Annotated in this window: 15 protein-coding genes; 4 read left to right on the top strand and 11 right to left on the bottom strand. The window is 64.9% G+C overall.

Annotated features, from left to right (window positions below):
* The first annotated feature begins 28 nt into the window (after nucleotides 1-28).
* A complete protein-coding gene (locus ACNR9O_RS08825) occupies nucleotides 29-940 on the top strand; it encodes an AraC family transcriptional regulator (protein WP_473681437.1) in 912 nt (303 codons plus the stop codon).
* A 160-nt stretch (nucleotides 941-1,100) separates the two neighbouring features.
* Here ACNR9O_RS08825 and ACNR9O_RS08820 read toward each other — a convergent pair whose 3' ends face one another.
* Complete coding sequence (locus ACNR9O_RS08820; protein WP_473681439.1) at nucleotides 1,101-2,060, bottom strand: LysR family transcriptional regulator; 960 nt, start codon at nucleotides 2,058-2,060, stop codon at nucleotides 1,101-1,103.
* A gap of 108 nt (nucleotides 2,061-2,168) precedes the next feature.
* On the opposite strand from ACNR9O_RS08820, the gene ACNR9O_RS08815 reads away from it, so the two are divergent.
* On the top strand, nucleotides 2,169-3,143 hold the full coding sequence (locus tag ACNR9O_RS08815) for an NmrA/HSCARG family protein (protein ID WP_473681441.1): 975 nt from the start codon (nucleotides 2,169-2,171) through the stop codon (nucleotides 3,141-3,143).
* 34 nt (nucleotides 3,144-3,177) lie between these two features.
* Here ACNR9O_RS08815 and ACNR9O_RS08810 read toward each other — a convergent pair whose 3' ends face one another.
* From ACNR9O_RS08810 to ACNR9O_RS08775, 8 genes are all read right to left on the bottom strand, one after another.
* A complete protein-coding gene (locus ACNR9O_RS08810) occupies nucleotides 3,178-3,951 on the bottom strand; it encodes a polysaccharide deacetylase family protein (RefSeq protein ID WP_473681443.1) in 774 nt (257 codons plus the stop codon).
* 26 nt (nucleotides 3,952-3,977) lie between these two features.
* Complete coding sequence (locus ACNR9O_RS08805) at nucleotides 3,978-6,377, bottom strand: glycoside hydrolase family 31 protein (protein WP_473681445.1); 2,400 nt, start codon at nucleotides 6,375-6,377, stop codon at nucleotides 3,978-3,980.
* A 543-nt stretch (nucleotides 6,378-6,920) separates the two neighbouring features.
* Nucleotides 6,921-7,388, bottom strand: coding sequence for an Hsp20 family protein (locus ACNR9O_RS08800; protein ID WP_473681447.1), 468 nt, complete (start codon nucleotides 7,386-7,388; stop codon nucleotides 6,921-6,923).
* Between the two features lie 296 nt (nucleotides 7,389-7,684).
* On the bottom strand, nucleotides 7,685-8,905 hold the full coding sequence (locus tag ACNR9O_RS08795) for an SGNH/GDSL hydrolase family protein (RefSeq protein ID WP_473681449.1): 1,221 nt from the start codon (nucleotides 8,903-8,905) through the stop codon (nucleotides 7,685-7,687).
* Nucleotides 8,906-9,107: 202 nt separating this feature from the next.
* Nucleotides 9,108-12,509: an autotransporter outer membrane beta-barrel domain-containing protein gene (locus ACNR9O_RS08790; protein WP_473681451.1), complete on the bottom strand. Its 3,402-nt coding sequence runs from the start codon at nucleotides 12,507-12,509 to the stop codon at nucleotides 9,108-9,110.
* Between the two features lie 409 nt (nucleotides 12,510-12,918).
* Nucleotides 12,919-13,878, bottom strand: coding sequence for an alginate lyase family protein (locus tag ACNR9O_RS08785; RefSeq protein WP_473681453.1), 960 nt, complete (start codon nucleotides 13,876-13,878; stop codon nucleotides 12,919-12,921).
* A 219-nt stretch (nucleotides 13,879-14,097) separates the two neighbouring features.
* Nucleotides 14,098-16,356: a LamG-like jellyroll fold domain-containing protein gene (locus ACNR9O_RS08780; RefSeq protein ID WP_473681455.1), complete on the bottom strand. Its 2,259-nt coding sequence runs from the start codon at nucleotides 16,354-16,356 to the stop codon at nucleotides 14,098-14,100.
* A gap of 252 nt (nucleotides 16,357-16,608) precedes the next feature.
* The gene (locus tag ACNR9O_RS08775) at nucleotides 16,609-19,623 is read right to left on the bottom strand and encodes an autotransporter family protein (RefSeq protein ID WP_473681457.1); all 3,015 of its coding nucleotides are present in this window, start codon (nucleotides 19,621-19,623) and stop codon (nucleotides 16,609-16,611) included.
* Between the two features lie 508 nt (nucleotides 19,624-20,131).
* Between ACNR9O_RS08775 and ACNR9O_RS08770 the strand changes: the two genes are divergently transcribed.
* Both ACNR9O_RS08770 and ACNR9O_RS08765 read left to right on the top strand, forming a co-directional pair.
* Nucleotides 20,132-22,519 (top strand): WD40/YVTN/BNR-like repeat-containing protein, encoded by a 2,388-nt coding sequence (locus tag ACNR9O_RS08770; RefSeq protein WP_473681459.1) that lies wholly within the window; start codon nucleotides 20,132-20,134, stop codon nucleotides 22,517-22,519.
* A 319-nt stretch (nucleotides 22,520-22,838) separates the two neighbouring features.
* Nucleotides 22,839-24,215, top strand: a complete 1,377-nt coding sequence (locus tag ACNR9O_RS08765; RefSeq protein ID WP_473681461.1) for a glycoside hydrolase family 27 protein — start codon at nucleotides 22,839-22,841, stop codon at nucleotides 24,213-24,215.
* Between the two features lie 127 nt (nucleotides 24,216-24,342).
* Here ACNR9O_RS08765 and ACNR9O_RS08760 read toward each other — a convergent pair whose 3' ends face one another.
* Complete coding sequence (locus ACNR9O_RS08760) at nucleotides 24,343-25,188, bottom strand: PhzF family phenazine biosynthesis protein (RefSeq protein ID WP_473681463.1); 846 nt, start codon at nucleotides 25,186-25,188, stop codon at nucleotides 24,343-24,345.
* Nucleotides 25,189-25,242: 54 nt separating this feature from the next.
* Nucleotides 25,243-26,181: an ornithine cyclodeaminase family protein gene (locus ACNR9O_RS08755; RefSeq protein ID WP_473681465.1), complete on the bottom strand. Its 939-nt coding sequence runs from the start codon at nucleotides 26,179-26,181 to the stop codon at nucleotides 25,243-25,245.
* Between the last annotated feature and the right edge of the window lie 294 nt (nucleotides 26,182-26,475).

Genomic DNA, 26,475 nt, shown 5'->3' with positions numbered 1-26,475 from the left:
CGTATTTGATCAGCGAGAGTCCGGAATAATGATCGATCCGTTGGCGGAGGTCGTCAGCCTGCTCCAGCCAAGCGCCCGCTATGCGAAGCGCGTTATCGGCGCCGGGGCGTGGCACATCCGTCGCTCGGATGCCGGGCAGCCTTTCTATAGCGTCGTACTCGAAGGCTCCTGCCGCCTGGCGATCGACGGACAGGAGACGATCGAACTTTCTTCAGGGGATTTCATCCTGGTCCCCGACGCTTATGGCGTTGCCATGTCCAGCATCCTGCCGCCGCCGGCAGGTTCCCCCGAGGCGGTGCCTGTTGCGCTGGGCGGGGGCGAATTCAGGATCGGCGATCGGGACGGCCCGCCCGATCTGAAAATGCTGGCGGGCCATTGCAGCTTCGGCTCTCCCGATGCGGCGCTTCTGGTGTCGCTGCTTCCCCGGGTCATACACGTCAGCGGCGAACCACGGCTCGCCACGCTCGTCCAGCTCGTCAGGGACGAGTTTCACGACCAGCGACCGGCGCGCGACGTCATCCTCACTCACCTGCTCGAGGTGCTTCTTATCGAAGCGCTTCGCTCGAAGGCGGCACCACCCTCCTCGCCCGGCCTGGTGCGGGGGCTTGCGGACGAGCGCCTCGCCGTGACGCTGCGCCGGATGCACGAAAGCCCGACCAAGGCATGGACCGTCGCACAATTGGCGAAGGAGGCAGCGCTTTCCCGTTCGGCTTTCTTCGAGCGCTTCAGCCGCGCTGTCGGTCTGGCGCCGATGGCTTATCTGCTGAGCTGGCGCATGGCGCTGGCCAAGACCATGCTCCGGCGCGGCGACGCGGGTATCGCCGAAATCGCCGAGCGCGTCGGCTATGGCTCGGCCAGCGCGTTCAGCGTCGCCTTCACCCGCCACGTGGGCCAGCCGCCAGCCCGCTATGCGCGGCAGCGAGACATGCCTGCGTCCTGACGGATGCAGGCAGCCAAGAAGCCAGGTGCCCTGCTCCAGAGGTTGGTGGTCGACGCATGAGCGCTATCTGGCCCAGGCACATTCGCATTCGTGCTCGTTGGCGTCTGCTCGTCCACGCGAACCGTCACCGGCCGACGACAGAGACGGCCAAGACGAGGCATCACGTGCCTGCGCTTCCTTTGCGCGCGGCCGGCCGCCTGGCGGCGCCCTTCATGCCATGCCCGCCGGCGACGAGCTCGACCAGCGCCTCGCGCACCCAGCGCTGCCCCTGGTGACCATGATTGCGCTCATGCCACACCATGCCCACCTCGAAACCCGGTACGGGGAACGGGCATTCGACGATCTTCAGCTCACCGACGCGATCGCGCACCAGTTGCTGCGGCACCAGCGCCACGAAATCCGACTGCGCCACGATCTGCGGAAGAAACAGAAACGATGCCGCCGACAGCACCACGCGGCGCTTGTAGCCAAGCGCCGCCAGCGCATGGTCCACCGGCGTGACGAAGTCGCCGCCGCGCAGCGATACGACGACATGCTCCAGTTGCGCGAACTGCTCGACGGTGAGGTTCCTGCGCAGCCGGGGATGGCCTTGTCGGCCGATCAGGACATAGCGCTCATCGAACAGATGCCTTGCGCGCAGACCGGGTGCCGCGGCACCGGGAGTCATCAGCGCCAGGTCGACCTCGCCTCGGGCCAGCTGCGTCTCCAGCTGCAGTATGTCCAGACTCCGTAGCGCCACGCGCACACCGGGCGCACGTTCGCGCAGCTGCAGGATCAGTGGCTGCGCCAGCGCAGCCTGGAGATAGTCGGTGCAGGCAATGTTTACCGTCAGGCGCGCCCGGGCGGGGTCGAAGTTGCCGTGCTGCGCCACCGTGGCGCGCACCTGATCCAGGGCCTGGCGCAGCGGCTCGAGCAGGTCCAGCGCCTTGGCCGTGGGCGTCATGCCTCTTTGGGCCGGGACCAGCAACGGATCGTCGAACATGTCGCGCAGGCGACTGAGCTGCGCGCTCACCGCCGGCTGGCTCAGGTGCAGGCGGCTCGCCGCCCTGGTCACGTTCTGCTCCACCAGCAGGGCTTCCAGCGTGACCAGCAGATTGAGATCCAGGCGCCTGGTATTCATGCGATGGATATTAGGCCAACAAATATGCAATTTCACGGATGGCCGCCAGAAGCCGAGAGTAAGCACTCATTCGCACCATGAGTCCCTTACTTGCCCGGGAGAAATGTCATGTCCACCGCCTCGCAGAAACCACTCATCACCGTCGCTGGCGCGGCCAGCAAACAGGGGCGCAGCGTCGCAGTCGCCTTGCTGGACAGCGGCCGCTACCGCGTACGCGCATTGACCCGGCGCGCAGACAGCGCGCCGATGCGCCAATTGGCCGAGCGCGGCGCCGACATCGTCGTGGCGCCTCTGGAGCTTGGCCGGCAGGCTGAACTCATCGCTGCCATGCACGGCTCTCACGGCGCCTTTCTGATGGCCCCGTCAGTCACGCCCGTGCCGCCACCGAGCCAGCCCGAACTGGCGCTGGGGCGAGAGCTGGCCGATGCCGCCAACGCCGCGGGCGTCAAGCATGTCGTGTGGAGCGGCCTGGAAAACGTCCATGCACGAACCGCGGGCGCCAAGTGGGCGCCGCACTTCACCGAGAAGGCGCTGGTGGAGGAGTACATCCGCTCGCTGCCGCTGCGCAGTTCTTTCATCTATCTGGCGTTTTTCTACAGCAATTTTCTGGAGTACTACGTCCCTGCGCGCCAGGCTGACGGCAGCCTGAGCTTCGCCATCTACCTGCCGCCGGACACGCCCATGCCGTTCGTCGACCCGCTTACCGCGACCGGGCCGGCGGTGCTGGAAATATTCGATCACCCGGAGAAGTACGCCGGCGAGGTCCTGCCCGTCATCGGCGAGATCCTGACGGCACGACAGATCGTGGATACCTTCGTTCGCGTATCGGGACAGAAGGCGCATTACGCCTCCGCCTATTCCCGCGACGAGTTGCTGCAGCACTTCCCTGCGTTCGGCACCAACCCCTATCTCGTGGACGAGCTTGTAGGCATGGTGGAGTACGCGGTCGAGTACGGCTACTACGCCCCGGGGCGTGACCTGGCGTGGAGCCGAAGGATCGACCCTCATGCATTGACGTGGCAGCAGTTCCTGCGACAAAGCCAATGGCGAGGCGAACCCATGAGCTATGGCATTACCGCATAGCAAGGGACGCTGGCGAAGCCGGCCAGCGAAACCGTCAGCGGCCCGGATGGCGGGTGGCGTAATCGAGCACGGTCGAGAACGGCGCCACCCAAAGCGTGTCGGAGTGGGCCTTGAGGTACGCAAGGAGTTGAGCATGGGCTTGCGCGGACACGGAGAGATAATCGCCGCCCACGCCGTGAAAACCCAGCACGACCACCCCACCCTTGCGCTCGGCATCCTGGACGGCGGCGATCAGATCGTCGCCGGTTGCACTCGAAGGGAAAAAGCGGCTCGGTACATCCATCGGATCGAGGGGGCGTTCCGATGGGTCCGCGGCACGGGTGTAGCGCACCAGCCCGCTGGCGCGCAGCGCCGGAAGATAGTCGATGCCTCCAGCCAGGTGCTGGCCACAGGGCGTGGCATAGCTGTGCTGCGACTTGCCGTCGATCGCCGCCAGCATCGTGTTCATCGTACGGATCTCCGCCAGCATGGTGTCGACATCGTAGGTTTCGCTGGTGTCGATCTTTTTCGCGGGCGGATAGTTGGCCCTTGGGCAGGCATGGCGAATGGTGTGATTGCCGAGCTCGTGGCCTTCGGCCGCCGCAGACCGCCAGCGCACCACCTGCTCCGGGGTGATCTTGCTGCCGATCAGAAAAAATGTTCCTTTGAGACCCACGGCATCGAGCGCCGGAATCGCGATGTCGAGCTGCGAGACGAGCGCATCGTCGTAGGTCAGCACCACGGCCGCCCGCTTGCCGTCCGGCCAGGAAGCAGCCGCAGCCTGGGTAGCCATCATGGTGATTGCCAAAAAGAACCATCCCGCTCGCATGGCTGCTCCCAACATGAATATCGGACTTAGTCCCCTATCACCGAAACGGCAGGCACATTCGAGCCATTCCAGGCCCGCCCGCCATCATGTCCAAATCGATGAGCAGCGTCGTCCCACGTCAATGTGATGGCGGAGTATTTGCCTCGCTCGTAGCCATAGGATGTTCCATCATCCTGGAACAGCGTGAACTGGCCGTTCGCTCCCGGATATACCTTGACCGAGACGATCTTCTGCGACTGATTGGCCCCCGCGTCATCCGGGCCCAGCGGCACGATGCTGCCTGCCTTGACGAACAGCGGCAGCACATCGATAGGGGCATCCACCTCGATCGTCTGGCCGCCATGCAGGCGCTGGTTCGTCCAGTAGTTGTACCAGTCGCATCCCGCGGGCAAATACACCGTTCGATGGGTGGCGCCCTGCTCGGTCACCGGCGCCACGAGGAAGGCCGGACCATACATATATTCGTCGGGGATATCCGCAACCTTCGGGTCATGGGGGAAATCCATGAATAGCGCGCGCATGTACGGCGCGCCGGTCTGGTAGCTGCGATAAGCCGCCGAATACGTATACGGCAGCAGCTGGTAGCGGAGTTTCAGGTACTTCGCCAGGATCGGCTCGGCTTCTTTTCCGTACGACCATATTTCGTTGTGATTCCTTTCGCCATGCGCGCGCATCATCGGCTGAAAGGCTCCCCATTCAAACCAGCGCACGAACAGCTCAGGATAATCCTCGTAATTCCCGATCGTGCCGCGCGCATCGGAACCGTCGATGAGGGGGCGACGGGTTGCCTTGTAATCGGCGGGGATCGTCGGCGACATGAATCCCGCGATATCGGTCCCCCAATAAGGCAGCCCTGTTGCGGTGAAATTGAGTCCCGCCGGGACCGATCGCTTGAGCATGTCCCAGGTCGCGAAAATATCGCTCGACCAGAACGCGGTGCCATTGCGCTGCGCACCCAGGTAGGCGGCCCGCGCCAGGATCATGACTCTTCGCGCATCGCCGAAATCGCGCCGGAACCCCTCATAGACGGCCGCCGTGTGAAGCAGTGGATAGACGTTGTAGTAGCGGGCTCCGGAGCCGATCCAGAACACGTCATTGGCGGGGTCGACATCCGGCTCTGTCTCGTCGAGCCACAGGTAATCGAACCCATACGGCTTGATGTAGCGATCGCGAATCTGCTGCCAGAACCATTTCGCCGCTTCGGGGTTCGTCGTATCGATGTTCGGTCCGATGATGGTCTTGTACCAGCCCCTGTCCGGCTTGCCATCCTTGTCGCGCACCAGCCAGCCCTTGCTCAGAAGCATGTCGTAGAAGAGCGACCCTTCGGAGAAGTGCGGCCATACGCTCAGTAGCGAATCCACGCCCATGGCGTGCAGCTGGCGATTCATCGCAGCTGGCTGCGGCCAGCGCGCCGGGTCGAGATCCAGATCTCCCTGCCGGGTCATGTTGAGGAAATCGACCACCATCACCCCCAGTGGCAGATTCTTTCGGCGGTATTCCTCGGCAACGGCGAGTATCTGGTCCTGTGACGAGTAGATCGCCTTGCTTTGGATATAGCCGTAGGCCTTCCTGGGCAGCATATGCGTCACGCCCGTCAACTGGCGGTAGCCCTGGTAAATCTCGTCGGCACTGTTTCCCGCGATAACGAAATAGGACACCCGGGCGCTCACCTCCGATGACCAGACGTTCTGGCCGTTGAAGCCCAGTTGCACGGTGGTCTTGGATGGGTTGTCCCAGACCAGGCCATAGCCGAGATTCGACACCATGAAAGGCACGCAGACATTCTCTCCGCCCAGCGCACCATAGTCGTGCCAGCAGCGAACCTCATGGTCGCGCAGGTCCATCCATCCTTGCTGCTGCTGTCCCAGTCCGTAGTAATGCTCGTTGCCGGGCGAGTCGAACGTGGCGGATGCGCGGAAGCTCTTTGCCTCGGCGTCCGGCTGCGGTTGCCCGGGCACCATGGCCCAGGTCCGCATGCGCAGCAGCGGCTTGCCCTCGGTGGTGGTGATGCTCAGGCCATCGTCGAACTTGTTCGGGTCCTTCCATCCTCCGAAGTATTTTTCGCGGAGCTGATAGTTCAGGGCGTCCAAGGGGAGGCTCAGAACAAGTCCGTTTTCGGCTGGCCGCTCCGGCGCTATGCGAACCACCATGCTCGACGAGCGGAAAACGTCGCCGCCTGCCTCATCGTGTGCGCGCGTCCATCCCCGGGTCGACGGCTTGGCCTCGAACCCATAGCCGGGAGGTGCCGTTACAGCTTTCCGGTCGACACTCAATGTGACCCGCAGGATATTCGGCGCGTAGGGTTCGATGGCGATCGATCGACCCTTTCGCTCGACGACGAAAGGGGCGTCATCCGCCATCGCGGCATCGATTCGCGAGGCGGCCAGGAGCAGTGCGATGTACGCGCAGAAGAACAGGTTTCGCATGACGTGGATGTCATCCTCGGCACCAAGGCCTTTGACGTTGCGAGCATCCGGCGGGCGGACTCATGAGTACGCGACCGCCGGGCTTTATGGACTGGGCCCGGCACCCTGGGCGAGCTCCTGCCGGCAATGGGCAGGCAATGTATGCCTGCCCGCTCGCCACGGAAGCTCGACTTATAACGGGGTCAGTGGCCGCCGGCTTTTGCGAAATCAGGGAATCGGGTGAACGATTCTTCGTTTGCGTTTGCCACACGCCATCGCACATCTTCCTGATGCGCAGGCAGTCGCCGCCTCGTCGCGCAGAGTCAGGCGCCCTCCCCCGGCCGGGCTCGAGGTGCGCTCGATCCAGCAGACGCATGAGCAGGGCCGGCACTTATGCGAGCGGCTCTGTCGGCAGGCCCGAGGGTCGTTGAAGCGAAAAGGCCTGGACGCGAACTCCGCCAGCCTGGCCTAGCGGAGTTGACCGGCAAAAAAATGCGGCGGCAGGCCTGCCGCCGCCAAAATCGGCGTAAAGGATTAAAGCCGCAATCGCTCCGTTCGGGCGAACTAGGCCGCCTGATTCTGCAGGCGACGCGGTTCGACAGCAGGTTGATCGGGGTTTCCGATAGGAATGTGGCGTGGCTTGAGCGCCTCGGGAAGCTCGCGCTTCACATCGATCACGAGCAGGCCATCCTTGAGGCTGGCTCCGGTGATTTGCATATGCTCGGCCAGCTCAAAGCGTCGGGTAAATGGGCGATTGGCGATACCGCGATGCAGGATTTCGCCGACATGATCGGCCTTGCGCTCGCCGCAGACGGTAAGCAGGTTGTTCTGGAGCGTGATCTGCAGGTCGTCACGGCCCAACCCGGCGACCGCCATCGTGATTCGGTACTGATCGTCCGCGACTTTGATCGAATCAAACGGCGGCCAGTTGTCCGTCGGCGTGGTATTGGCCGCACTTTCCAGCAACTCGAACATCCGGTCGAAACCGATGCTCGAGCGATGAAGAGAAGAGAAATCAAGCACAGTACGCATAGCCATATCCTCTTTAAGCAACATGGAAATGAACTGTCATCACGCCGCGCGGCGTGGCAAAGGCCGATCCCGTAGCGATCGGCGGCGCATAAAGATAATCAGGAGAAGGCGTTTGGCAAGCGGGTTTTCCGCGGTCATTTAATTTCGGTTTGGCGATGCGCCAAGGCCGCGACTTGCCTTTCGGCCGACGCCGTCGCGCCGCCCTATCCCGGGACGGTCGACGCTCGCCCCGAGGCTGGCGTCACCGTCCGAGTCTGGGCCTGGCGAAAGGAATCGGCTTCGCGAAACGCAGGCGCCTACGGAGCGCCGAACCAGCTCAGGTCCACCGCCTGCGCCATCGCCTTGTAGCCTGCACTGCTAGGGTGCAGGTGATCGCCGCTGTCATAGGCGGGCAGCATTTTTTCCGGAGCGGCCGGGTCGCGAATGGCCTTGTCGAAATCCGCCACGCCGTCGAATGCTCCGGCGTGGCGAATCCAGTCATTCACCGCCTGGCGCGTCTTTTCACCGGCAACGCTGTGATATGGCCAGCCATTGCCGCCATAAGGCGTCAAGGTGGCGCCGTAGATCTTCACGTTTCTGGCGTGTGCGCGTGCGATCAGGGCTTTCATGCTGTCGATCAGCTGCTGCGGCGATACCTTGTCCTTGGCATCCCATGCGAAGCCTGAGCCGCCGATGTCGTTGATGCCTTCCAGCAGGATGATCCAGCGCACGCCCGGCTTGTCCAAGGCATCGCGGTCGAAGCGCGAAGGGGCGCTGGGCCCGTAGCCGTCATGCAGGAGGCGATTGCCGCCGATGCCGGCATTCGCCACGGCGATGGATGAAAGTCCGCGATCGGCCTGCAGGCGTTCGGCCAGGTAGTCGGGCCAGCGGGTGTTCGCGTCCTGCGTCGAGCCGGCGCCATCCGTGATCGAGTCGCCGAAGGTGACGACGGTGGCTTTGGCGGCAGGGCCGGACACTTCCACATCGGTGACGAAGAAGCGCATGCCGCTTATTTCATCCCGCGGGTACTGCGCCAGCGAGGTGGCGTCGCCGCTTTCGGTGATATACGCCGTGGCCAAACCAGCAGTGTGCGCGGTCGACGCGTGATATTGCGGATCGGCCGGCACGTACAGGCTCACCGCCAGACTCTGCAGCGCCTTCACGTCCAGTTTTACCGCATCGCTCAATGCGCTTTCGCCCTTGGCGATCGTCACCGTGGACTTGCCGTTGAACAGCAGCGGACGATCACTGCCGGGCACGGTATCGGCGCCATCCGCATGCAGTGCGATATGCACCGGGCCCAGGGTGACGGGCGCATTGCCGAGCAGATTGGACAGCCGGATGCGCACCCTCGAACCGCTCGCGCTGACTCGCACGATCTGGCGCACCGTCTGGTCGTTCAAGGCGGGCCCGGCCGTGTCGGGCGCCGCGGACCAGGCATCCACCCAGGCGTGACGATCCGAGCTCGCGCCCATCGCGCCCGCGGCGCATCCGCACAGTGAGCCCGCCAATGCCCATTTCAGAAGCCGATGGCGCATGCCTGATTCCCTCCGAGTACGAAGGCGGCGATATATAGCAGAGGTGGCGATTAACTTACCTGCAAGTCGGCATTACAAGATTTACCAGTGCCGCCGCGCCCGAAGCCGGCGTGCCGCAAGGTGGCCGCCAGGGATTCGGGCGATCGATCTGTCGTACGCCTCGCCCTACCGCCCTGGCATGCGGCGCCCGGATCGCGAGGCATCAGAACCGCCAGCGGAGTCCGGCCGAGGCACGCCATCCGCCGGCGACCACGTCGGCACGCGACGCGCGCCCTGCCTCCGCGAATGCACTCCATGCGTTGCCGAACGACAGCCGCACACCCGCCACGGCCTCGCCGACCGTGGCGTGCCGCGTCGGCAATGTCACTGGCAGCGAACCGCCATCGAGCGACGCGGTGATGTCGGGACGGCTGCCGACGATGTGGACCACACCAAGGCGCGCATACGCATCGCCACGGATGCCGCCAGCCCACGTGAAGCCCTGCCCGGCCAACACGCCGACGCGCGACTGGAATGTACGGTTGTGTGCCACTTCGAAGTGCACGCGATCGCTCGCGGTGTAGCTGCTGGGTCCGAGCGTGCCGTAAGCGGCTTGCACCTGCGGCTCGATGTAGGCGCCACCGCCCAGAGCGAAGCGGCAACCCGCGCGGACGCCAACGCTCGCGGCGTGCGTGTCGTAGCGGCCGGAGACGGTGCCGAAGGTGTCTCTCGATACGTAGCTGTCGCGCAACCGGCCGACGCGGGCCACCGCATCGGCGAACCAGCCGGCGTTCGTGTTCCACGTACCGTACGCGCCCAGGGAATCGCCTGTCAGGTCGGCGGTGCCGCCCTGGAGGTCGGCGCGCGATTGCGCATGCGTGTAAAGCAGGCCCGCTGCGCCGTGCCCGCCGTCGAGCGGCACGCCCCATTCGACGCCTGCCGATGCACTGGTGGCGTTCTGTCGATAGGTGCGCCCATCGCTGCTGTCGCCTCTCAGATTGCCGCCGTCGGCATCGGCCCAGAAGGTCGCATCCGCCATCGACTCGTCGGTGCGCAGTGCCTCGCTGCGACGCGCGACGGCGCGCTCGTCGAGTTGCCACAAATTAGCCATGGCCAGCGCGGCATCGCCGGCAACCAGGACGCCGGTCGACGGCGTGATCGCCGGGGGCGCGATCACCGGAGGTACGGCTTCCCCGATCGGCGGTGCCGGCGTGCCGGGCTGCCCTGGCGTAGCCGGAGGATTACCGGAAGAAGGCGGCACGTCGGTGCCCGCACCGCCGCCACCGGTTCCAGTCGTGCCCGATCCGCCGGGAGTCGAACCTCCAGGAGTCGAGCCTCCGGGCGGCGGACCTCCCGGGGTCGAGTCGCCGGGGGCCGAACCACCCGTGCCCGCAATATCGATACCGGTGAGCAGCAGCTCCTTGCCGTCCGCGCTGACCTGCACGCGAGGCGCATAGGTGAAGCGAGCCAGCGCGTTCTCATACGTCGCGCTCCACTGTCCCGCCACGCCGGCGACGGCCTGAAACGCCGCCTTGCCGCCGGCCGCTGCGCTGGCGTCGACGATGACGATGGGCTGGGCGGCCGCAATCGTGGTGCCGTTCTGCAGCGCCGCGGCGCTCACCCAGGAGGCGTCGTCCAGCACCGGGTCATAGGCGATGCGCACCTTCTGGGTGCCGGCGGCATTGAATGTCGCGATGCCGGCGCCGAAGCTCACACGGTCCGCCTGCGCATTGCGGATGTCGCTCAACAACGTGAACGTGGCACCGTCCGCCAGATTCACCGTAGCGCCGCCGGTCGAGCTGTCGACGCCCAGGCTGCGCAGGCTGTGCGCAGGCACGCTGCCTGGCGCGAACGCACCCCAGCTGGCCGCCAGGTCGATCGCACCGCCGTTGCCGAGCGAGAGGCTGCCGGCACCGAAATCGCTGGCCAGCGTGCCGGAACCGGTGGGCATCCAGCGCGCGCCGTTGGCGAATGTAAGGATGGGCACGCCCGCGCTCAGAGTGGACGTCCCGTTGGGCCCAGAGGTGCCGCTGCCGCCCAGCACCATGCCCTTGAGGAAGGATGCATCGTCGTTGAAGTTCAGCTGGGTGGTGGCGGTGAAATGCGAGCCGGCGGCATTGACCACGTTTTGCGTCAGCACGTCGCCGTCCACCTTGACCGACTGCCCGCCCGCCTGGTTGACGCTCAGCGGGCTTACCGTTTGCCACCCGCCATCGTTCGCCACGTTCCAGATGGCATAGCGCGCGCCGCTGCCAGTGTTGCTCACGGCCACGTCCAGGCCACCAGCCAGCGTGACGGTGCCGCCGTTGTTGGCGATGCCGTAGACGTTACACGTCGCGCAGTTCACGCTCGCGCGCAGGACCGCCGTCTTCGCGGCATTGGTAAAACTCATCACGCTGTTGTTGTTGGCGGCGTAGCTGTCGGTGACGCCGCTGACGCGTGCGTCGACAGCACCCTCCAGCGTCATGAAACCGTACGTGTGGCCGTACACGTTGCCCAATGCGGTGGGCAATCCGAACGGCGTGTAGTTGGTGTGACTGGTGACCGTCACCTTCAGGTCACCGCTGATTCGAAAGCGCGCGGAGGCATGGGTGTTGTAGATGCCCAAGGCGGAGCGCGGCCCGTCGACGGTGACCGTGGCGTTACCCGCTACATACATCGTGCCCTGATTGCGGATGCCCATCACCGTCGAGCCGTTCGACGTGGCGGCGACATCCAGGCCGCCATTGACCGTGAGCCGGGTATTGGAGTTGTCGTTATAAATGCCCTGGACGGTGTCGTTGGGCCAGTCGCCGTAGCTGACGATGCCCAGGTTGCCGTTGAACACCACGTTGCCGGTGCCGCCGCCGGAGTTGTAGATGCCGGCGGTGTTGGTGCCGCGCCCGTGCGTGTTTATGTTGGTGTTGCCGTTGACGGTCAGGAAGCCCCGGTAGATCCACAGGCCCTGGCTCCAGTCCGGGCTTTTTGTAGTGACGTCCAGATTGCCATTGAAGGTGGCCGTCGACCGGTCAAGGTGCAGGCCCCGCGCCTCCGATCCGCCCACCCACTGCCCGTTGATGTACCGAGCGGGATCATTCGTCTGCCCGGTGAGCGACGTGTTGCCGTTCACCGTCAGGTTTTCGCCTTCTCCCATGTCGATCGCGTGGGCGGTGCCGTGCACGCCTGGATAGCCTGTCGCCGGGCGGACGGCGGATACGGTCAACGCACCTTTGCCGTCCGCGCCCACCTGAAGCACCACCTTCGGCGTGCCGCTCTGCAGGCCAATAGCACTGACGTTCTCCGTGCCGCTCCCGGTGACGCCGATGCTGTCGCCATCGGCAAGGCGATAGACCAGATTGCCGTTGGCGTCGGTGCTGCTCTGGTACGCCGTGTCGGTGGCGGTGCCCGTGAGCGGAGTCGTGTAATTAGTGGCCGCGCGCGCCTTCGTCGCACTGACCGCGGCCAGCGCCGCGAGCACGGAGAGCGGCAGCACGGATCGCCGTTGCCGCAGTCGCTGACGCTGCCGCGCATCCGCGTAGTGCTGGGCAATGGAATGCCGCCACGCTTCGGGAAGCTCCGCAAACCGCTCCGGCTCGCGCCGGTAGTGCAACCAGAGCGCGATGCTCGCTTCGTCTTGCTTGTTCACTGCTACCCCCTTACCGCGGATCAAGCGCCGCCGTGGCCGGCCGTATCGGCCGTCCGCAAAAACATGTGGCAATGGCGGTGTCGACTGACACCTTGCGCCGTCGCAAGAACGATGGGCGCCCCTGTTTGGGTGCGGCCTCTTGGCGCGCACTCAGCACATGCTAAGTAACATAACGGAGGCCGCATTTTTATAGCGGCGTGGCGATGGCGTGACTGCAATCACAAGCGTTTTTCCGCGGGTTTTTCCATCACCTGGCTAAAGGTGATGGAACGCACGCCATGGCAAAAACATTAAAGGTGCTGACGAAAAACTTAAAAACCAGAACACACGTCGTGACGCCCTGCCTCGCGATGCAAGGACAAGGCCTTTGCGCGAACAACGGAACCGCTCGAAGCACGCCTGAAGCCGGTCACTTCAACCCCGGCGGCAATGCCACACCCCACGCAGCCGACACGTCTCCAGCCAATCGCCACTCGCTGATCGGTCGCCGTGGCGCAATCAAGGCCGGCAATCGCGGATCCCTGGCGCGCGCATAGTAGGGCTCCATCCAGGCGAGCTCATCCTGGAACGTCCATGGAAACAACTTCTGCTTGATCGGCGTGATCTTCGAAAAGCTCGCCGGGTCGATGACCGCATCGGTGACGAGCTTGGCCAGGCGGCCGATGGCGTGCCCATTCTCCTGATACAGATCGATGTGCTGCTGTCGCGCCAGCTCGGCCGTAAACACCAGCGGGATCAGTGCGAACGTGTGGTAATGCAGCGCGCGATCGCCGCGCTTCACTTCGCGCTCCAGTGAGCCATCCGGGCGAATATCGCCAATGCCCTCCCTCGCACGCGCCAGGCCGGCGTCGATCAGCTCAGGCTGGTGCGCCACCGTACCGATGGCGACCAGGTTCAATCCCGCCCAGTACACCAGATTGTTGTGCAGATGATTAATGGCATCGGCGTCGCGCGTGGCGATGGCGATGCGCTCCAGCCACTTATGGATGGCATTCAGGCGACCGGGGTTGGCATTCCTGACTTCCGCCGGCAGGCGCAGCTCCACCAGCGCGAAGTCCGTGCCCGCCCACGAGCGTTCGTAATAACCCTGATAACCGGTGATCGGCCCCATCAGCGCATCAGCGCTGGCCCAGCCGTCCAGCAGGTCCATGGTGCAAGCCCATTGACCACTGTCCGCGGCGTGATTGAGCTTGGCGATGTAGTCCCGCATCGGCTTGACGGCTTGGGCGTAGCCCGTCGGGTCGTCGTAGAAACCAGGCGGATCGATCGACTTGACCGGCGCCGGCACCTCGCATGCGCGGACAAGGCCATTCCCGAAACATGCCGACACCAGCAGCGCGCCCACCACTCGCAACACTTGACGATTCATGTCCGCTCCTCGTGGAGGCCACCCTCCGCATGGCGACATAACGCATGATGCGGTCTGGCGATTACGCATTTCTTTACCGCGGACCGCTCCTGACCATGAGGAAATTGGAGTCCACGGATATCCGAATCGATATCCCTGCCGGCGCGAATCCCTGCTCTGCCCGGCGCGATGCCGGGCAGAGAGGCGATCCTTGGGATCGCCTGTACGCGTTGCGTGCGACTACTTCGCCAACGCCGCGATCTGGGCGTCGTCCAAGACCATGGAATAGAAACGGAAGTCCTGGATGCGCCCATCGAAGGACGCATGTCCCCCGTCCCAGCCGAGCAGCCTTTTCTGATCGATCAATTGACGTGGCGACAATTCGAAGGAATCGTCACGGCCCGCCAGAAGCCCGTCGATATAGATCTTGGCCGTGCCACCGCGCAGGGTCACCGCAACGTGCACCCAGCGGCGGAACGGCAAGGCCTGATCGGCTTCGACCGCCTGAGTGCCGTTGACCCCCGAGGCGGTGATGCCAAAGCGCAACCTGCCGCCGTTGCGACCTGACAGCGGCGCAAGAAACATGCAGGCGCCGCCATCCAGTCCCATGAACAACAGGCAGGTATCCCAATGCAGTGGCGCATTGGCGAAGGTCCACATCGACATCGTGAAATCGGCGACGTCCGTAAGCATCCCGGCCGGAAGCTGCACATACGATTGCTTGCCGTCGAACAGGAGCGAAGCGGTGCCCGGCATGCGGCCCGCGCCCCAGCTCGCACCGTTCATCAGCGTGCCGTCGCCGCGAACCTGCTCGCCATCGGGCGAGGTGACCCAGCCCGTGGCCGTGCTGCCGCTGCCATCGGCAAGATCCATCGAGCACCGCAATTCACCGGGAGCCGCGATCCGTACCGGACGCGACACGAGGTCTAGGCCATTGCTGGCCTGAATCCGGTAGTACCACACGCCTTGCGCAGGTATGTCGCTGAATGTGCGCGTCTGATCCCCGGGCACCGAACCGATCACGTTGAACGGCCCATTCACGCTGCTGCCGCGCTGGACCAGATAGGCCAACGTATCCTTGCCACCCCACCACGAAAGCGTCACCTTGCCTTCGCTGCAAAACCCGGATACGCCGAACGGCGCACGCAGCGGTCCGGTGTAATCGTCCAGGCGGCTCCACAACGTGGAATACGGCATGTCATCGCTGCCGCCATCGGGGTTTCTGGACTCGGTGTTATGCACCATTTGCGCAATGTAAGGCGCGTCGATGCCCATGCGGTTGACGTAATGGTTGTAGATGGTTTCCCAGCAACCACGCAGCGAAGGTCCGGACTGGTTGGCCGCGGCAGTGAACAAGCCAGTCGGACTGTACTGGCGCGCAAACGGCATCACCGGTTGCTTGCCGTTCTTGTCCAGCACATTGGACTTTGCCACGTATTCCGCGCCGGCCAGGAAGCGATGATTGAATGCGGAGTACAGATCATCGCCCTGTTTCCAGGCTGCTTCGAGAAAGTCGCCGCCCAGCGACATGCCCAGGGTGGAATGCCCCTGGTCGCGCCCGCTTTCCTGCCACTGGCCGAGGTAGCCCGGATGCATGAAATACACGCTGTGCATCGCCATGCCATTGCCGAACTGCGTGTGCACGTCGCCGTGGTTGTTGCCGGTGTAGTACTCGATCGCCTGCCGATACAGATCGATGTCGTCGCAAAACACGCCGATGGAAAGCGTGCCGACGAGCGCGGCATAGTCCCAGTTGGCGAAGCTCCACAGGCCGCCGTCAGTCAGGTGCCCGTGCAGGCCCTTGGAAATCGGCGCCACGAATACATTGCGCAGCATGTCCTGAAAGCGCGCCACGCCTGCCGCCGACCAGCCTGAGTAGGTGCGCATGATTTCCGCGGCATTGGCAAACTGGCGACCTTGCATGCCGCACATCAAGTAGAACGTGTGGTCGTCGTGCGCGGTGGAGCCCGGCGGAACGGTTCCGATGAATTTCAAGGTCGATGACCACGCGTCTAGCGTTTCCACGGCCGACTTGGCGTAAGCCTCCTCGCCGGAGATCTTCCAGCGCAAGGCGAGGCAGAATGCTCTCTGCGTATCCCTGTACAAGGCCCACTTCGTTCCGTCGGCGCGATAGCACGCGGGCTGGGGATTGGGCTTGGCCGTCAAGGACGTGTCACTGGAGGCGCACATCGTCTGCCACCACTTGGTCCATGGCTGTTCGCCGTTCTTGAGCTTGTTCCTGATGCGCGTGAAATCGGCCTCGTTGAGCAGCAGACCCGGATGCGTAAAGCGGCCCGTGGTCAGCGGACTGCCCGTTGGCACGGAACTCGATGGCGTAAGGCTGCGGGCGCGGCTTTCGCCCGCGCCGACCCCGAGTCCGAGCAGCAGCGCGCCGGCACCCAGGCCCCCGATGAAGCGACGGCGAGAGCTGTCGTCGATGTGGTCGTGCTTATCGGTGCCGCTCTGAGGAGTGAGCGTCGGATGGTTTATCTGCTTCATGCGGGTTCACCTCGATCGCCGTTGGCATGCCGCCAACGGCATGTTTTGGGGGACGGTAAATCGGCGGCATTTCTGCACGAGCGGCCAGACAACTCCATGTCATTAGGGGGCAGATGATCATTTTTGGGAGACGGCTTGCACTTTTCTCTATGCCATCTCTCCGGAGAGGCCGAAGATCCATGAGGAATCGGATATCCATGGATATCCGAATCGATATCGCTGCCGACGCGAATCCACGCCGGCACGACGATGTCACCAATCGATGCGCAGCCCGGCCTTGCCGCTGTAGCCCTTGCCGTGATCGTTGACGCCGAAATCATGCCCGGCACTGGCATACACAAAAATGTTGCGCGCCAGTTGTGCGCTCAGGCCGGCGCGCAGGCTTACCCATGAGCGCTTCAGATCGGAGCGAAAATTCATCGGCGCCGTGGGCGTGGAAAAGGCCACCTGCGCGTCGCCGGTGAATTCGCGCCATAGATCTGCGCGCAACCAGCCGGTCAACATCCTGGGATGTGATGGCGTGCCGCCGATCGACCAGCCCTTGTTGACTTCGGCGCCGACGCGACCGGCGAGCGCGCCGGCATCCTTGAAATACACGCCGGACGCCGCATCGGAAGCATCGTTGAAGGATGCGTGGCGGTAGACCAGTTGCGCCTGCGGCTCGAATACCCAGCCGCTGCGCAGTTGTACCCGGTAGCCGCTTTCGAGCGAGGCGGCGAGGCCGCGGCCTTCGGTCTTCAGCGGCGCCATGCGGGTGGAGCTGGCCCTGACCTTGTAGCCACTGCCCTGCACGACCGCATCGGTGTACCAGCCCGACGGATCCCGATGGGTCCAGTACCCGCCGAGCGTGTAGTTCTGCAGTCGGTCATGACCGGCGTTGATGCCGGTGAAATTCTTGACATCGCCGGCGATCTGGCCGAGCGCGACATAGACGCCGGCCACGTCACCGCCGTCACCGTGCTCGTCGCGATACAGATCCATGCCCGCCTGCAGGGCGTACGTGTCGTCGTTGTAGTGAGGCCCCTTGCTGCCATAGATCCCACTCGCGCCGCCATCGCGCTGATCGTGCTGCGCGATGACGCGTGTCCAGGCGCCGCCGCCATCGCGCGTGACGTCCTGGCCGATGCGCTCCCGCAAGTTGTCCACCAGATGCAACTCATAGGACAGCGCCATCGACGGGATGGCGGCATAGAGCGATACCTCCTGCCGGTAGAGCGGCACGACGACCTGGCCCGGCGCCGCCCCTGCGCCGGAGGAAGGCGGCGGTGGCGGGATTGGGGCTGGTGCAGGCGCCGGTGCAGGTGCTGGCGCAGGCGCGGGCGCAGGTGCAGGCGCAGGTGCGGGTGCCGGCGCAGGTGCGGGTGCCGGAGCGGGTGCTGGCGCTGGCGCAGGTGCTGGCGCCGGTGCCGGTGCGGGTGCTGGTGCTGGCGCAGGTGCCGGTGCGGGTGCTGGTGCTGGCGCAGGTGCCACGCACGCGGGCGCCTGCGGCATCAGCGAGCAATCCAGCTGCGAGCGCAGGTACCAATTCTGTGTACTGCTGCCGTCGGTACTGCCGCGATAGAGTGAGTACTCGTAAGGACCCGCCGCAACCATGTTCGCCAGCGTGAAGGCGTTGGCGGCGGTGGTGCCGCCATTGATCGCATCCACCACCTGAATGCCGTTGGCCGAGGTCAGTGCGCCCGGGCCACCCGCATTGGTGATGCGCAATGCCGTGTTGCCCGTAGCGGCGCCACCATTGATGACCAGTTGATCCGAGGCGGAGCCGTCGCCGCCAAGATACGTATTGAGCGCCACCACGCTGCCTGCGCCGCCTGCGTAACTGGACGCCACCAGCCGGTTGCCGGTGCCGCTGCCGCCCACCCGCACGAGGCCGTTGTTGTTCAGAGTGCCATTGACGGTGAAGCTGCCCTTGCTGCTGCCCAGTGCCGACAGCGCATCGGCTACCGCGATCGTGCCGCCATTGGTGACCGTGCCGCTTACGCTGCCATAGCCGGCCAGCGTCGCCCCGGATGCCACGGTGATGGCGCCACCGCCGCTCAATGCCGCGCCCGGGTGGCTGCTGTCGCCCACCGCGAGTGCACCCGCGCTCACCTGGGTATTGCCGGTATACGGGTTGTCGGCATTGAGGATCACCGTGCCGCTGCCCAGCTGATTGACGCTGCCCGCACCGGAGATGCTGCCGGCGAACGCGTAGGTGCCGGTGCGATCGAACGCCACCGTGCCGTCATTGGCAATGTCGCTGCTGATGCCGCCGGATGAGCCGCCATTGCCCAACTGCAGAGTGGCGCCGCCGTACACCGCGACCGAACCGCTGAAGGTCGCATTGTCGGAGGTCAATACCAGGGTGCCGTTCTGCACGTAGATGCCCAGCTGCGCACCGGGATTCGCGCTGGTGTTCCGCATATCGCCGCCCAGCGTCCAGGTTCCGCTGTCCACCTTGGTGAGCGAGCTGAAATTGAGCAGCGCACCTTGCTGCGTGCCGGTGTCCGCGCCCGCCAGCGTCAGGCTGCTGCTGCCGCTGCCGCCGTCGATCGTTCCGCTGACGCTGGATCCGGTGTACAGCGTCACCTCGTTGTCGCCACCGGTGAAGGCGATATTGCCGCTCACCGCGCCGCCGCTGTGATTGAAAAACGCCACGTTACCGCTGCCGGCATTGCCGATCGCCGTGGCGTTGCCACCGTTCACGCCCGTCTGGATGGCGCCGTAGTTGTCCACGGTATTGACCGCGCCGGGCTGCGTCGCCTGATCCTGGAACCAGATCGCCGGCGCGCCCTGGGAGCTGATCGTGCCGTAGTTGGTGATGGTGTTGCCGTAGCCGACTGCGTTGACCGCCTTGGCGGCGGCCGAGCTGCCGGTCTGGGTCAGCTGCGCATTGGCATTGACGACCAGGCTGCCATTGTTGCGGAACTCGATCGTGCTGTAGCCGAGGTTGTAGCCGCCACCGCTGCTGCTGCCGGTGCCCGGGCTGTTGGTGACCAGCGCACCGCCATGCAGCGTGATCAGCGCATCGTCGCCCAGGCTGATGGCGTTCTGCGTAGCGCCCACATTGATGGTGGCGCCATTCTGCACGTCGACCGTGGTGATGGTGGTTTCGCCGCTGCCGGCGCCGATCTGCGTGGCGTAGGGATTGGGCGCGGTGCTGTCGCAGTTGACCGTCGCGTTCGATCCGCCCGGGCTGGTGCAGTTGGCGAGCGCCGTCTGCAGGAAGCCCAATGGACTGGCAATGACGACGGACGAGGCGATGATGCGTGTTGCCACATGCTTCATGAGATGGCTCTGCGTGAAATGGTTTCCTATCCGCAGGCAAAACAGGCAGCGCGCAGCGAACATCGATGCATCGCATCGACGCGGCAGGCAAGCATGCATCCCCTGCGGAAAACAGCCGGTCGCACGCTGACTGCCCGTTCGTGGCATGACAACAACATGCGGTGTTTCCGTGCGCAAAAAATACTTGATCGCACGCCAGTGGATGGGCGCGACTTGGGCAAACGGTGAGCCAATGCGCGAATCTGGCCCCAAATGACTAATGGCGAAAAACTTCGTCAGTTCCATGCAAGCGCAGCTTGTGCCTTACATCACGATTGCCTGAATGACTCACGCGATCTGCTTTCGCGCGCGATGTTCGGAGGCGATTTCGAAGTACATTGCCCGACGCGCGATTGAGCTCGCGTTGAACGTCATCCACGCGATCGCACTGGCGGAGCCGCGCGATACGCCATCGGCAAATACCTGCGGCGCACTGCGCGCCCTGGTCCGATACCTATTGGGAGAGATCATGAAAAAGCGCTTATACCAGGCCATCGCCCGGGGACTGGCCTGTAGCGCGGTCGCCGTGCTTTCGCTGTCGCATGCGGCGGCACTGTCCGCTCAGACCGCACAGATTCCTTACACCTGGAACAACGTGCGCATCGTCGCCGGCGGCTATGTCGACGGCATCATTGCGCATCCCCAGCAGCAAGGCCTGTTCTACGCACGCACCGACGTGGGCGGCGCGTATCGGTGGAATGCCGCGACGAACAAGTGGGTCGCCCTGAACGACTGGACGGCGCCATCCGATCAGTCATGGACTGGCATCGAGAGCATCGCCGTCGATCCGCGCGATCCCAACATGCTCTATATGGTGGCCGGCCTGTACGTCAAAACGTGGGCCGCCAACGGCGCCGTGCTCGTATCGTCCGACCAGGGCAAGAGCTTCACCGCCCACCCGCTGAGCTTCCGTGTCGGCGGCAACGAAGACGGGCGCAATGCCGGCGAACGTCTGCAGGTGGATCCGAACGATGGCTCGGTCCTTTTTTACGGCACGTCCAACGCCGTCTACAGCACGGCCAACTCCGGCGTTGCCGTCCAGGTCGCCGGCAAGGACGGCCTGTGGACCAGCAAGGACAAGGGCGCTACGTGGTCGCAAGTCAGTGGCTTCACGGCGCTCACCAGCGACGGCACCGGTGCCGGCGTGGTGTTCATCGCCTTCGCCCCCGCAGGCGAAGCGGCCGGCGCTCCGACCAGGACCATCTACGCCGGCGTGTCCACGCGTACCGCGGCGAGCAACGGCACCACGCTCTATGTGAGCACCGACGCGGGCGTCACGTGGAACCCTGTGTCCGGCGGCCCGGTCAACCAGCTGCCGCAGCGCGGCCAGATCGGCCCCGACGGCAATCTCTACGTTACCTACGGCAACGGCACCGACAGCAACGGCAACTATACGTATGCGATCGGCCCTGGCGGCATGACCTCGGGCGCGGTATGGAAGTACGACACCGTGCACCATACCTGGACGAACATCACGCCGATCGACCGGTTCAACTACGCCTCCGGCTACAGCGGACTGTCGGTCGATCCCTCGCACCCCGGCACGCTGGTGGTGATGACCATGGACCATTGGTGGCCGATGGACACCATGTATCGCAGCACCGACGGCGGCAACAGCTGGATCGACGTGGGCGGTGCCACCTGGGACGGCAGCACGCCGACCTCCGGCACGTATGCCGTGCGCGATGCCAGCGTGGCGCCCTGGATGGTCGAGACGGGCCAGAAGCAGGCTGGTTTCGGCAACTGGGGCGAGGTGATGCTCGATCCGTTCAATCCGGCGCATGCCATGTATGGCACCGGCGGCACGATCTGGACCACCTCCAACTTGACCGACGCCGATGCAGGCAAGCCGACGTACTGGTCGATCGGCGCCAGCGGTATCGAGGAAACGGCCGTGATCACCTTGCTGTCGCCCACCTCCGGCCCGCATCTGCTCAGCGGCCTCGGCGACGTCTGCGGCTTCGTGCACACCAGCCTGACGGCGGCGCCGCTCGCGCAGCCCAATAACCCCACTTGCGGCGACAGCATCGGTACCGGACTGGATTTCGCCAAGAACTCGCCGTCGACGATCGTGCGCATCGTCCAGCACGGCAACAGCAACCTCACTTCGTACGGCTCCATTTCCCGCGATGGCGGGTCCACCTGGACGGGATTTCCCAACCAGGCCGGCTCCGCCAACGGTGGCGGCACCGCCGCCATTTCCGGTGACGGCAACACCATCGCGTGGGCGCCGAGCGATGTCGCTCCGGTGATTTCCAACGATGGCGGCGCGAGCTGGACACGAGCCAGCGGCAGCGGATTGCCGTCGCTTCCGGTCGGCGTGCAGATGCTTTCGGACGGTGCCAGCTCCAATGTGTTCTATGCCTGGAACGGCGCCGATGGCAGCTTCTACAGCAGCACCGACAAGGGCGTGACCTGGCATGCGTCCGCCAACACGGGGCTGCCTGCCGTGCCGTCGTGGCTGAGGAGCCAGGCGGCTACCGTGACCGGCGTTCCCGGTGAAGCCAAAGCGGGTGACGTCTGGATCGCCACGCCGTCAGGCCTGTATCGCAGCACGACATACGGCGCCACCTGGACGCGCGTCGATGCCGCGAGCGTGACGTCCGCGACCTCGGTCGGCTTCGGCAAGGCGGTGAAAGGATCGCGTTACCCCACGGTCTATCTGGCCGGCACCGTCAACGGCGTCACCGGAGTGTTCCGTTCCGTCAACGCCGGCGCGACCTGGGTGCAGATCAACGACGTACTCCATCAATGGGGTGGCGTCGCCCTCGTGGTCGGCGATCCGCGCACCTTCGGCACGGTGTATATCGGGCCGGACGAAGCCCGCGGCGTCATCTACGGCACATCGCTGCAATGATCGACTGCGACTCTCTTCTCCGCCGCTGGCGGAGAAGAGAGTCCTTCGGCGCGGAAGGACCGCGTGCCGCCGCGCACGAAAATCACAGCGGCCTGCTCTTCTCGAAGCTGCGGCGCACAAGCCGCCGCAGTGGCGTTATGAAATCGGGCAATCCGATTTACGTTTCTTCTTTCATGCCTGCCCGTTGCCTGGAAGGCCATCGAGCCCGTGCCTAGACTGCGGCTTTGCTGATGCGGGAGTGCTGCAGCAACGCCTCCACGTGCCTGCGTGACCTGTGGCCATCTCTGGGTGGCCGTGCACGCGTATTGCGGGAATCATCATGTCTCTATCCTGTCGCTCGCTTTTTACGGGCCTGGCGCTCGCTTTCTTCCTGGTCACCTCCGCGACGACCGTCGCGCAAGAGGTCGCCCCCACGCCACCAATGGGCTGGAACAGCTGGGACGCTTACGGACTGACCATCGGCGAAGCCGACTTCAAAGCCAATGCGACGGAGCTGGCCCGCTTGCGCAGCTTCGGCTGGAACTACGCGGTCATCGATCAAGGCTGGTACATGGGCGACCCGTTCGGCGACAAGCTGCCGCGTCGCGACTACCGGCTCGATGCACATGGGCTGCTGATCCCTGCGCCTAACCGCTTCCCCTCCGCCGCGGACGGGCAAGGCTTCAAGCCGCTGGCCGACTGGACGCATGCGCAAGGCCTGAAATTCGGCATCCATATCGTGCGCGGCATGCCCAAGCAGGCGGTGCAGGCGAACCTGCCGATCGCCGATTCCGCCTTCCATGCGCAGGACGCCGCTGACACCAGCGAAACCTGCCCCTGGGACGACAGCAATTACGGCATTCGCGACAACGCGGCCGGACAGGCCTACTACGACTCGATGCTGTCGCTGTACGCCCGTTGGGGCGTGGATTTCCTCAAGGTCGACTGCATCGCCGACCACCCCTACCGGGTCAGCGAGATTCGCCAGATCGCCGCCGCCATCCAGAAGACCGGCCGCCCGATCGTGCTGAGCCTGTCACCCGGCCCCACGCAGCCCGCGCATGCGGAGGAAATCCGCCAGTACGGACAGATGTGGCGCGTCTCCAACGACGTATGGGATGGCTGGACGTTCAAGCGCGAACGCCCGAACGACGATTTCCCGATGGGTGTGCGCGATATTTTCGATCGCCTCGCGCCATGGGCAGGACAGGCTCGCGACGGTCGCTGGCCCGATGCAGACATGCTGCCGCTGGGGATGCTCGCGCCGCATCCGGGCTGGGGCGATCCGCGGCGATCGCGCCTGACCCAGGACGAGGCACGTGCGCAGATCACCTTGCTCGCCATCGCGCGGGCGCCACTGATCCTCGGCGCCAACCTCACCAGGCTGGATGACGCGACGCGTGCGTTGATCACCCATCGGGAGGTGATCGCCATCGATCAGTACAGTCATGACAACCGCCCGGTCGAACGCCTGCCGGCGGGGTTCGAACACGCGCGCGTCTGGCTTGCCTCTGGCGAGAACGGCGAGCGTTATCTGGCGGTGTTCAACCTGGACGATCGCCCGGTATCGCTGAGCGCAGCCTGGCGCGACCTTGGCCTGCCTTCCGGCGCGCACACCGCGCGCGAACTGTGGAGCGGCAAGCGCAAGGATGCCTCCACGCGCATGAAAGCCGATCTGCCTGCGCATGGATGCGTGGTGTACGCGCTGCGCCAGTAGCCTCCGGCGCACGCGACCGGTCGCCGATCAGCTATGGCAGCAGATCGGCGAGAACACGGCGCCATGCCGGCGCGTGCCGGCATGATGCGTGACCGCGAGCCATCCGCCGCACACATCGGCAAAGGGCTTACGACTCGAACCGCAACTCGCCATCGACCCGCGTCGCCGCCGCGCCGCTCACCCACAGACACTGCCCATCGACGGCAATGCGCACGTGACCCGCGCGCCCTATCAGCCGCCCCTGCTGAACCACGAAGCGCCCGGGTACGGCTCTTTCCTCGACCAGCCAGCTGGCGACGCCCGCGATAAAGCTTCCCGTGACGGGGTCTTCAGGCATGGCGTCGCCAGCGATGAAGGTGCGCGCCTCATAAGCCGCCACGCGCTCGCCATCGGCTGGCCATGGCGCGAAAAGCCCGACCTGCATCCCGGTCAGGCGGGCATAGTCGGGCTTGGCGCGCAGCACGTCGTCCGCGCGAGAAAGCCACAGCGCCAGCCACGATGCGCCATTGTCCAGCCAGCGCGCACCCAGCACCCGCGCATCGCCGATCCCCAGCGAGGCGAGCATCGTCTGCACGACGCCATAATCGACCGGTTCGTTTCGACGCAGCGGCGGCGCCAGGAAAGCGAGCCCGTGCTGTTCGCGCCGGATACGGACCAGCCCGACGCCGCACTCCTGCACCACATCCTCGCCCCCAGGCATGCCGCCGCGTTCGAGCCAGGCATGGCAGGTACCGAGTGTCGGGTGCCCTGCAAACGCGAGCTCTTCCAATGCGGAGAAGATCCGCACGGCATAGTCGGCCTCCGCGCGGCGCGGCGGCAGCACGAACACGGTTTCGCTCAAGTTAGTCCAGCGCGCGATGGCCGCCATCTGCTCGTCGCCAAGGCCTTCGGCGTCGAAGACCACGGCCACCGGATTGCCGCGGAATGCCTGATCGGAAAAGACATCCACTTGCTTGAATGCACGACGCCGCATGGCCAGCCTGATGTTGTGAGCGAGAACGTTGAAGCGGGGCCGACGTCTCGACCGTTATGGCAACGACCTCACCGCCACCTGCGCGGCAGCCAAGTCCAGCACGCCCAAGCCGATGAACTTGGCGATGGTGATGTCCGTCGCTCGAGTGCGACCCGCCAGCGTTCCCGCCAGCACCTCGCCTATCTCGCCGCTCACCCGCTCGCGCCCGATGGCGCCGGAGCCCACGTGGCGGCCCACATCGCCGTTGGATATCGCCGACTCCACACTGTCGACGATCAGTCGATCGGCGCGACGCAGGCATGCCGCATCGAGCTCGCACTTGGTCGCGTCGTCCGCCCCGATCGCCGTGATGTGCTGCCCCGGACGCAGCCACTCGCCCTCGATGATGGGCTGGCGCGACGAGGTGGTGGTCAACAGCACGTCCGCACACCTGACGGCGGCTTCAGCGGAGCCCTCTCGGCGCATGGTCACCCCGCCCAGATGCGGCGACAACCGCTCCATCAAGGCCCCCGCCCTGCCCTCGTCCCGCCCCCACACGACAAGCTCCCGGAACGGCCGCTCGCGATAAAGAGCCAAGGTCTGCCAGAAGGCCTGCACGCCCGTCCCGAACACCGCGGCCGTGGAAACCACTTCGGGTGCCAGCGTGCGCGCAGCCCACACGCCCGCGGCGGCGGTACGGATGTCCGAGAGGTAATGCTGATCGTCGATGATGGCGAGCGTATGCCCGGTATGCGAATCGAACACAGCGATCAGACCGCCTTGCGGCTGCCCCTTGCTGGCATTGAGCGCGAACCACGGCGACACCTTCACCACATGCACATCGCCGCCGCGCACGGCCCCGGTCTTGACGTAGACGTCGCCAAGGTCGGCGGTTGCGCCCGGGAACATGGTGATCAGGCCGCTTTCCGCAAGTCCGGCACTGAAATCCCGATACGCCTGCCCCACCGGATCGATCAACTGCTCGAAACCGATGTGGTTACGCAAGGCTTCCACGCCGATCCACGGAATACTCATCGAATACCTCCTGGCATATACCAGCTTGCTTGCAGGAATGGCCCGGATCGGGCGATGGCGACCGCTCCGCTTCTGACGTGAAGCCGCCGCCGGAGTCGTTCGCGCGCTTGCTTCGCGCGAATATCTATCGCCGCGCGAAAACGGCGGCGGCGCGCGAGACGCAGGCCTCGCAGGCTTTGTCCAAGGCTGCGCGGGAATCACGCGGGAGATGGCCAGGCGGCTGCGCGGATGCCACTGAGATGACCGTCGGCCCCTTGTCGCTCCAGGCCCATG

It is taken from the genome of Dyella sp. CR10, assembly GCF_055814425.1.
The sequence above is the reverse complement of the archived record's forward strand: the minus strand, read 5'-3'. Positions and strand labels throughout refer to the sequence as shown.

Excerpts from the sequence above, each read along its gene's own strand:
- ACNR9O_RS08825 (WP_473681437.1), top strand. The coding sequence starts at position 29 with ATGATCGATCCGTTGGCGGAGGTCGTCAGCCTGCTCCAGCCAAGCGCC.
- ACNR9O_RS08820 (WP_473681439.1), bottom strand. The coding sequence starts at position 2,060 with ATGAATACCAGGCGCCTGGATCTCAATCTGCTGGTCACGCTGGAAGCC.
- ACNR9O_RS08815 (WP_473681441.1), top strand. The coding sequence starts at position 2,169 with ATGTCCACCGCCTCGCAGAAACCACTCATCACCGTCGCTGGCGCGGCC.
- ACNR9O_RS08810 (WP_473681443.1), bottom strand. The coding sequence starts at position 3,951 with ATGCGAGCGGGATGGTTCTTTTTGGCAATCACCATGATGGCTACCCAG.
- ACNR9O_RS08805 (WP_473681445.1), bottom strand. The coding sequence starts at position 6,377 with ATGCGAAACCTGTTCTTCTGCGCGTACATCGCACTGCTCCTGGCCGCC.
- ACNR9O_RS08800 (WP_473681447.1), bottom strand. The coding sequence starts at position 7,388 with ATGCGTACTGTGCTTGATTTCTCTTCTCTTCATCGCTCGAGCATCGGT.
- ACNR9O_RS08795 (WP_473681449.1), bottom strand. The coding sequence starts at position 8,905 with ATGCGCCATCGGCTTCTGAAATGGGCATTGGCGGGCTCACTGTGCGGA.
- ACNR9O_RS08785 (WP_473681453.1), bottom strand. The coding sequence starts at position 13,878 with ATGAATCGTCAAGTGTTGCGAGTGGTGGGCGCGCTGCTGGTGTCGGCA.
- ACNR9O_RS08780 (WP_473681455.1), bottom strand. The coding sequence starts at position 16,356 with ATGAAGCAGATAAACCATCCGACGCTCACTCCTCAGAGCGGCACCGAT.
- ACNR9O_RS08775 (WP_473681457.1), bottom strand. The coding sequence starts at position 19,623 with ATGAAGCATGTGGCAACACGCATCATCGCCTCGTCCGTCGTCATTGCC.
- ACNR9O_RS08770 (WP_473681459.1), top strand. The coding sequence starts at position 20,132 with ATGAAAAAGCGCTTATACCAGGCCATCGCCCGGGGACTGGCCTGTAGC.
- ACNR9O_RS08765 (WP_473681461.1), top strand. The coding sequence starts at position 22,839 with ATGTCTCTATCCTGTCGCTCGCTTTTTACGGGCCTGGCGCTCGCTTTC.
- ACNR9O_RS08760 (WP_473681463.1), bottom strand. The coding sequence starts at position 25,188 with ATGCGGCGTCGTGCATTCAAGCAAGTGGATGTCTTTTCCGATCAGGCA.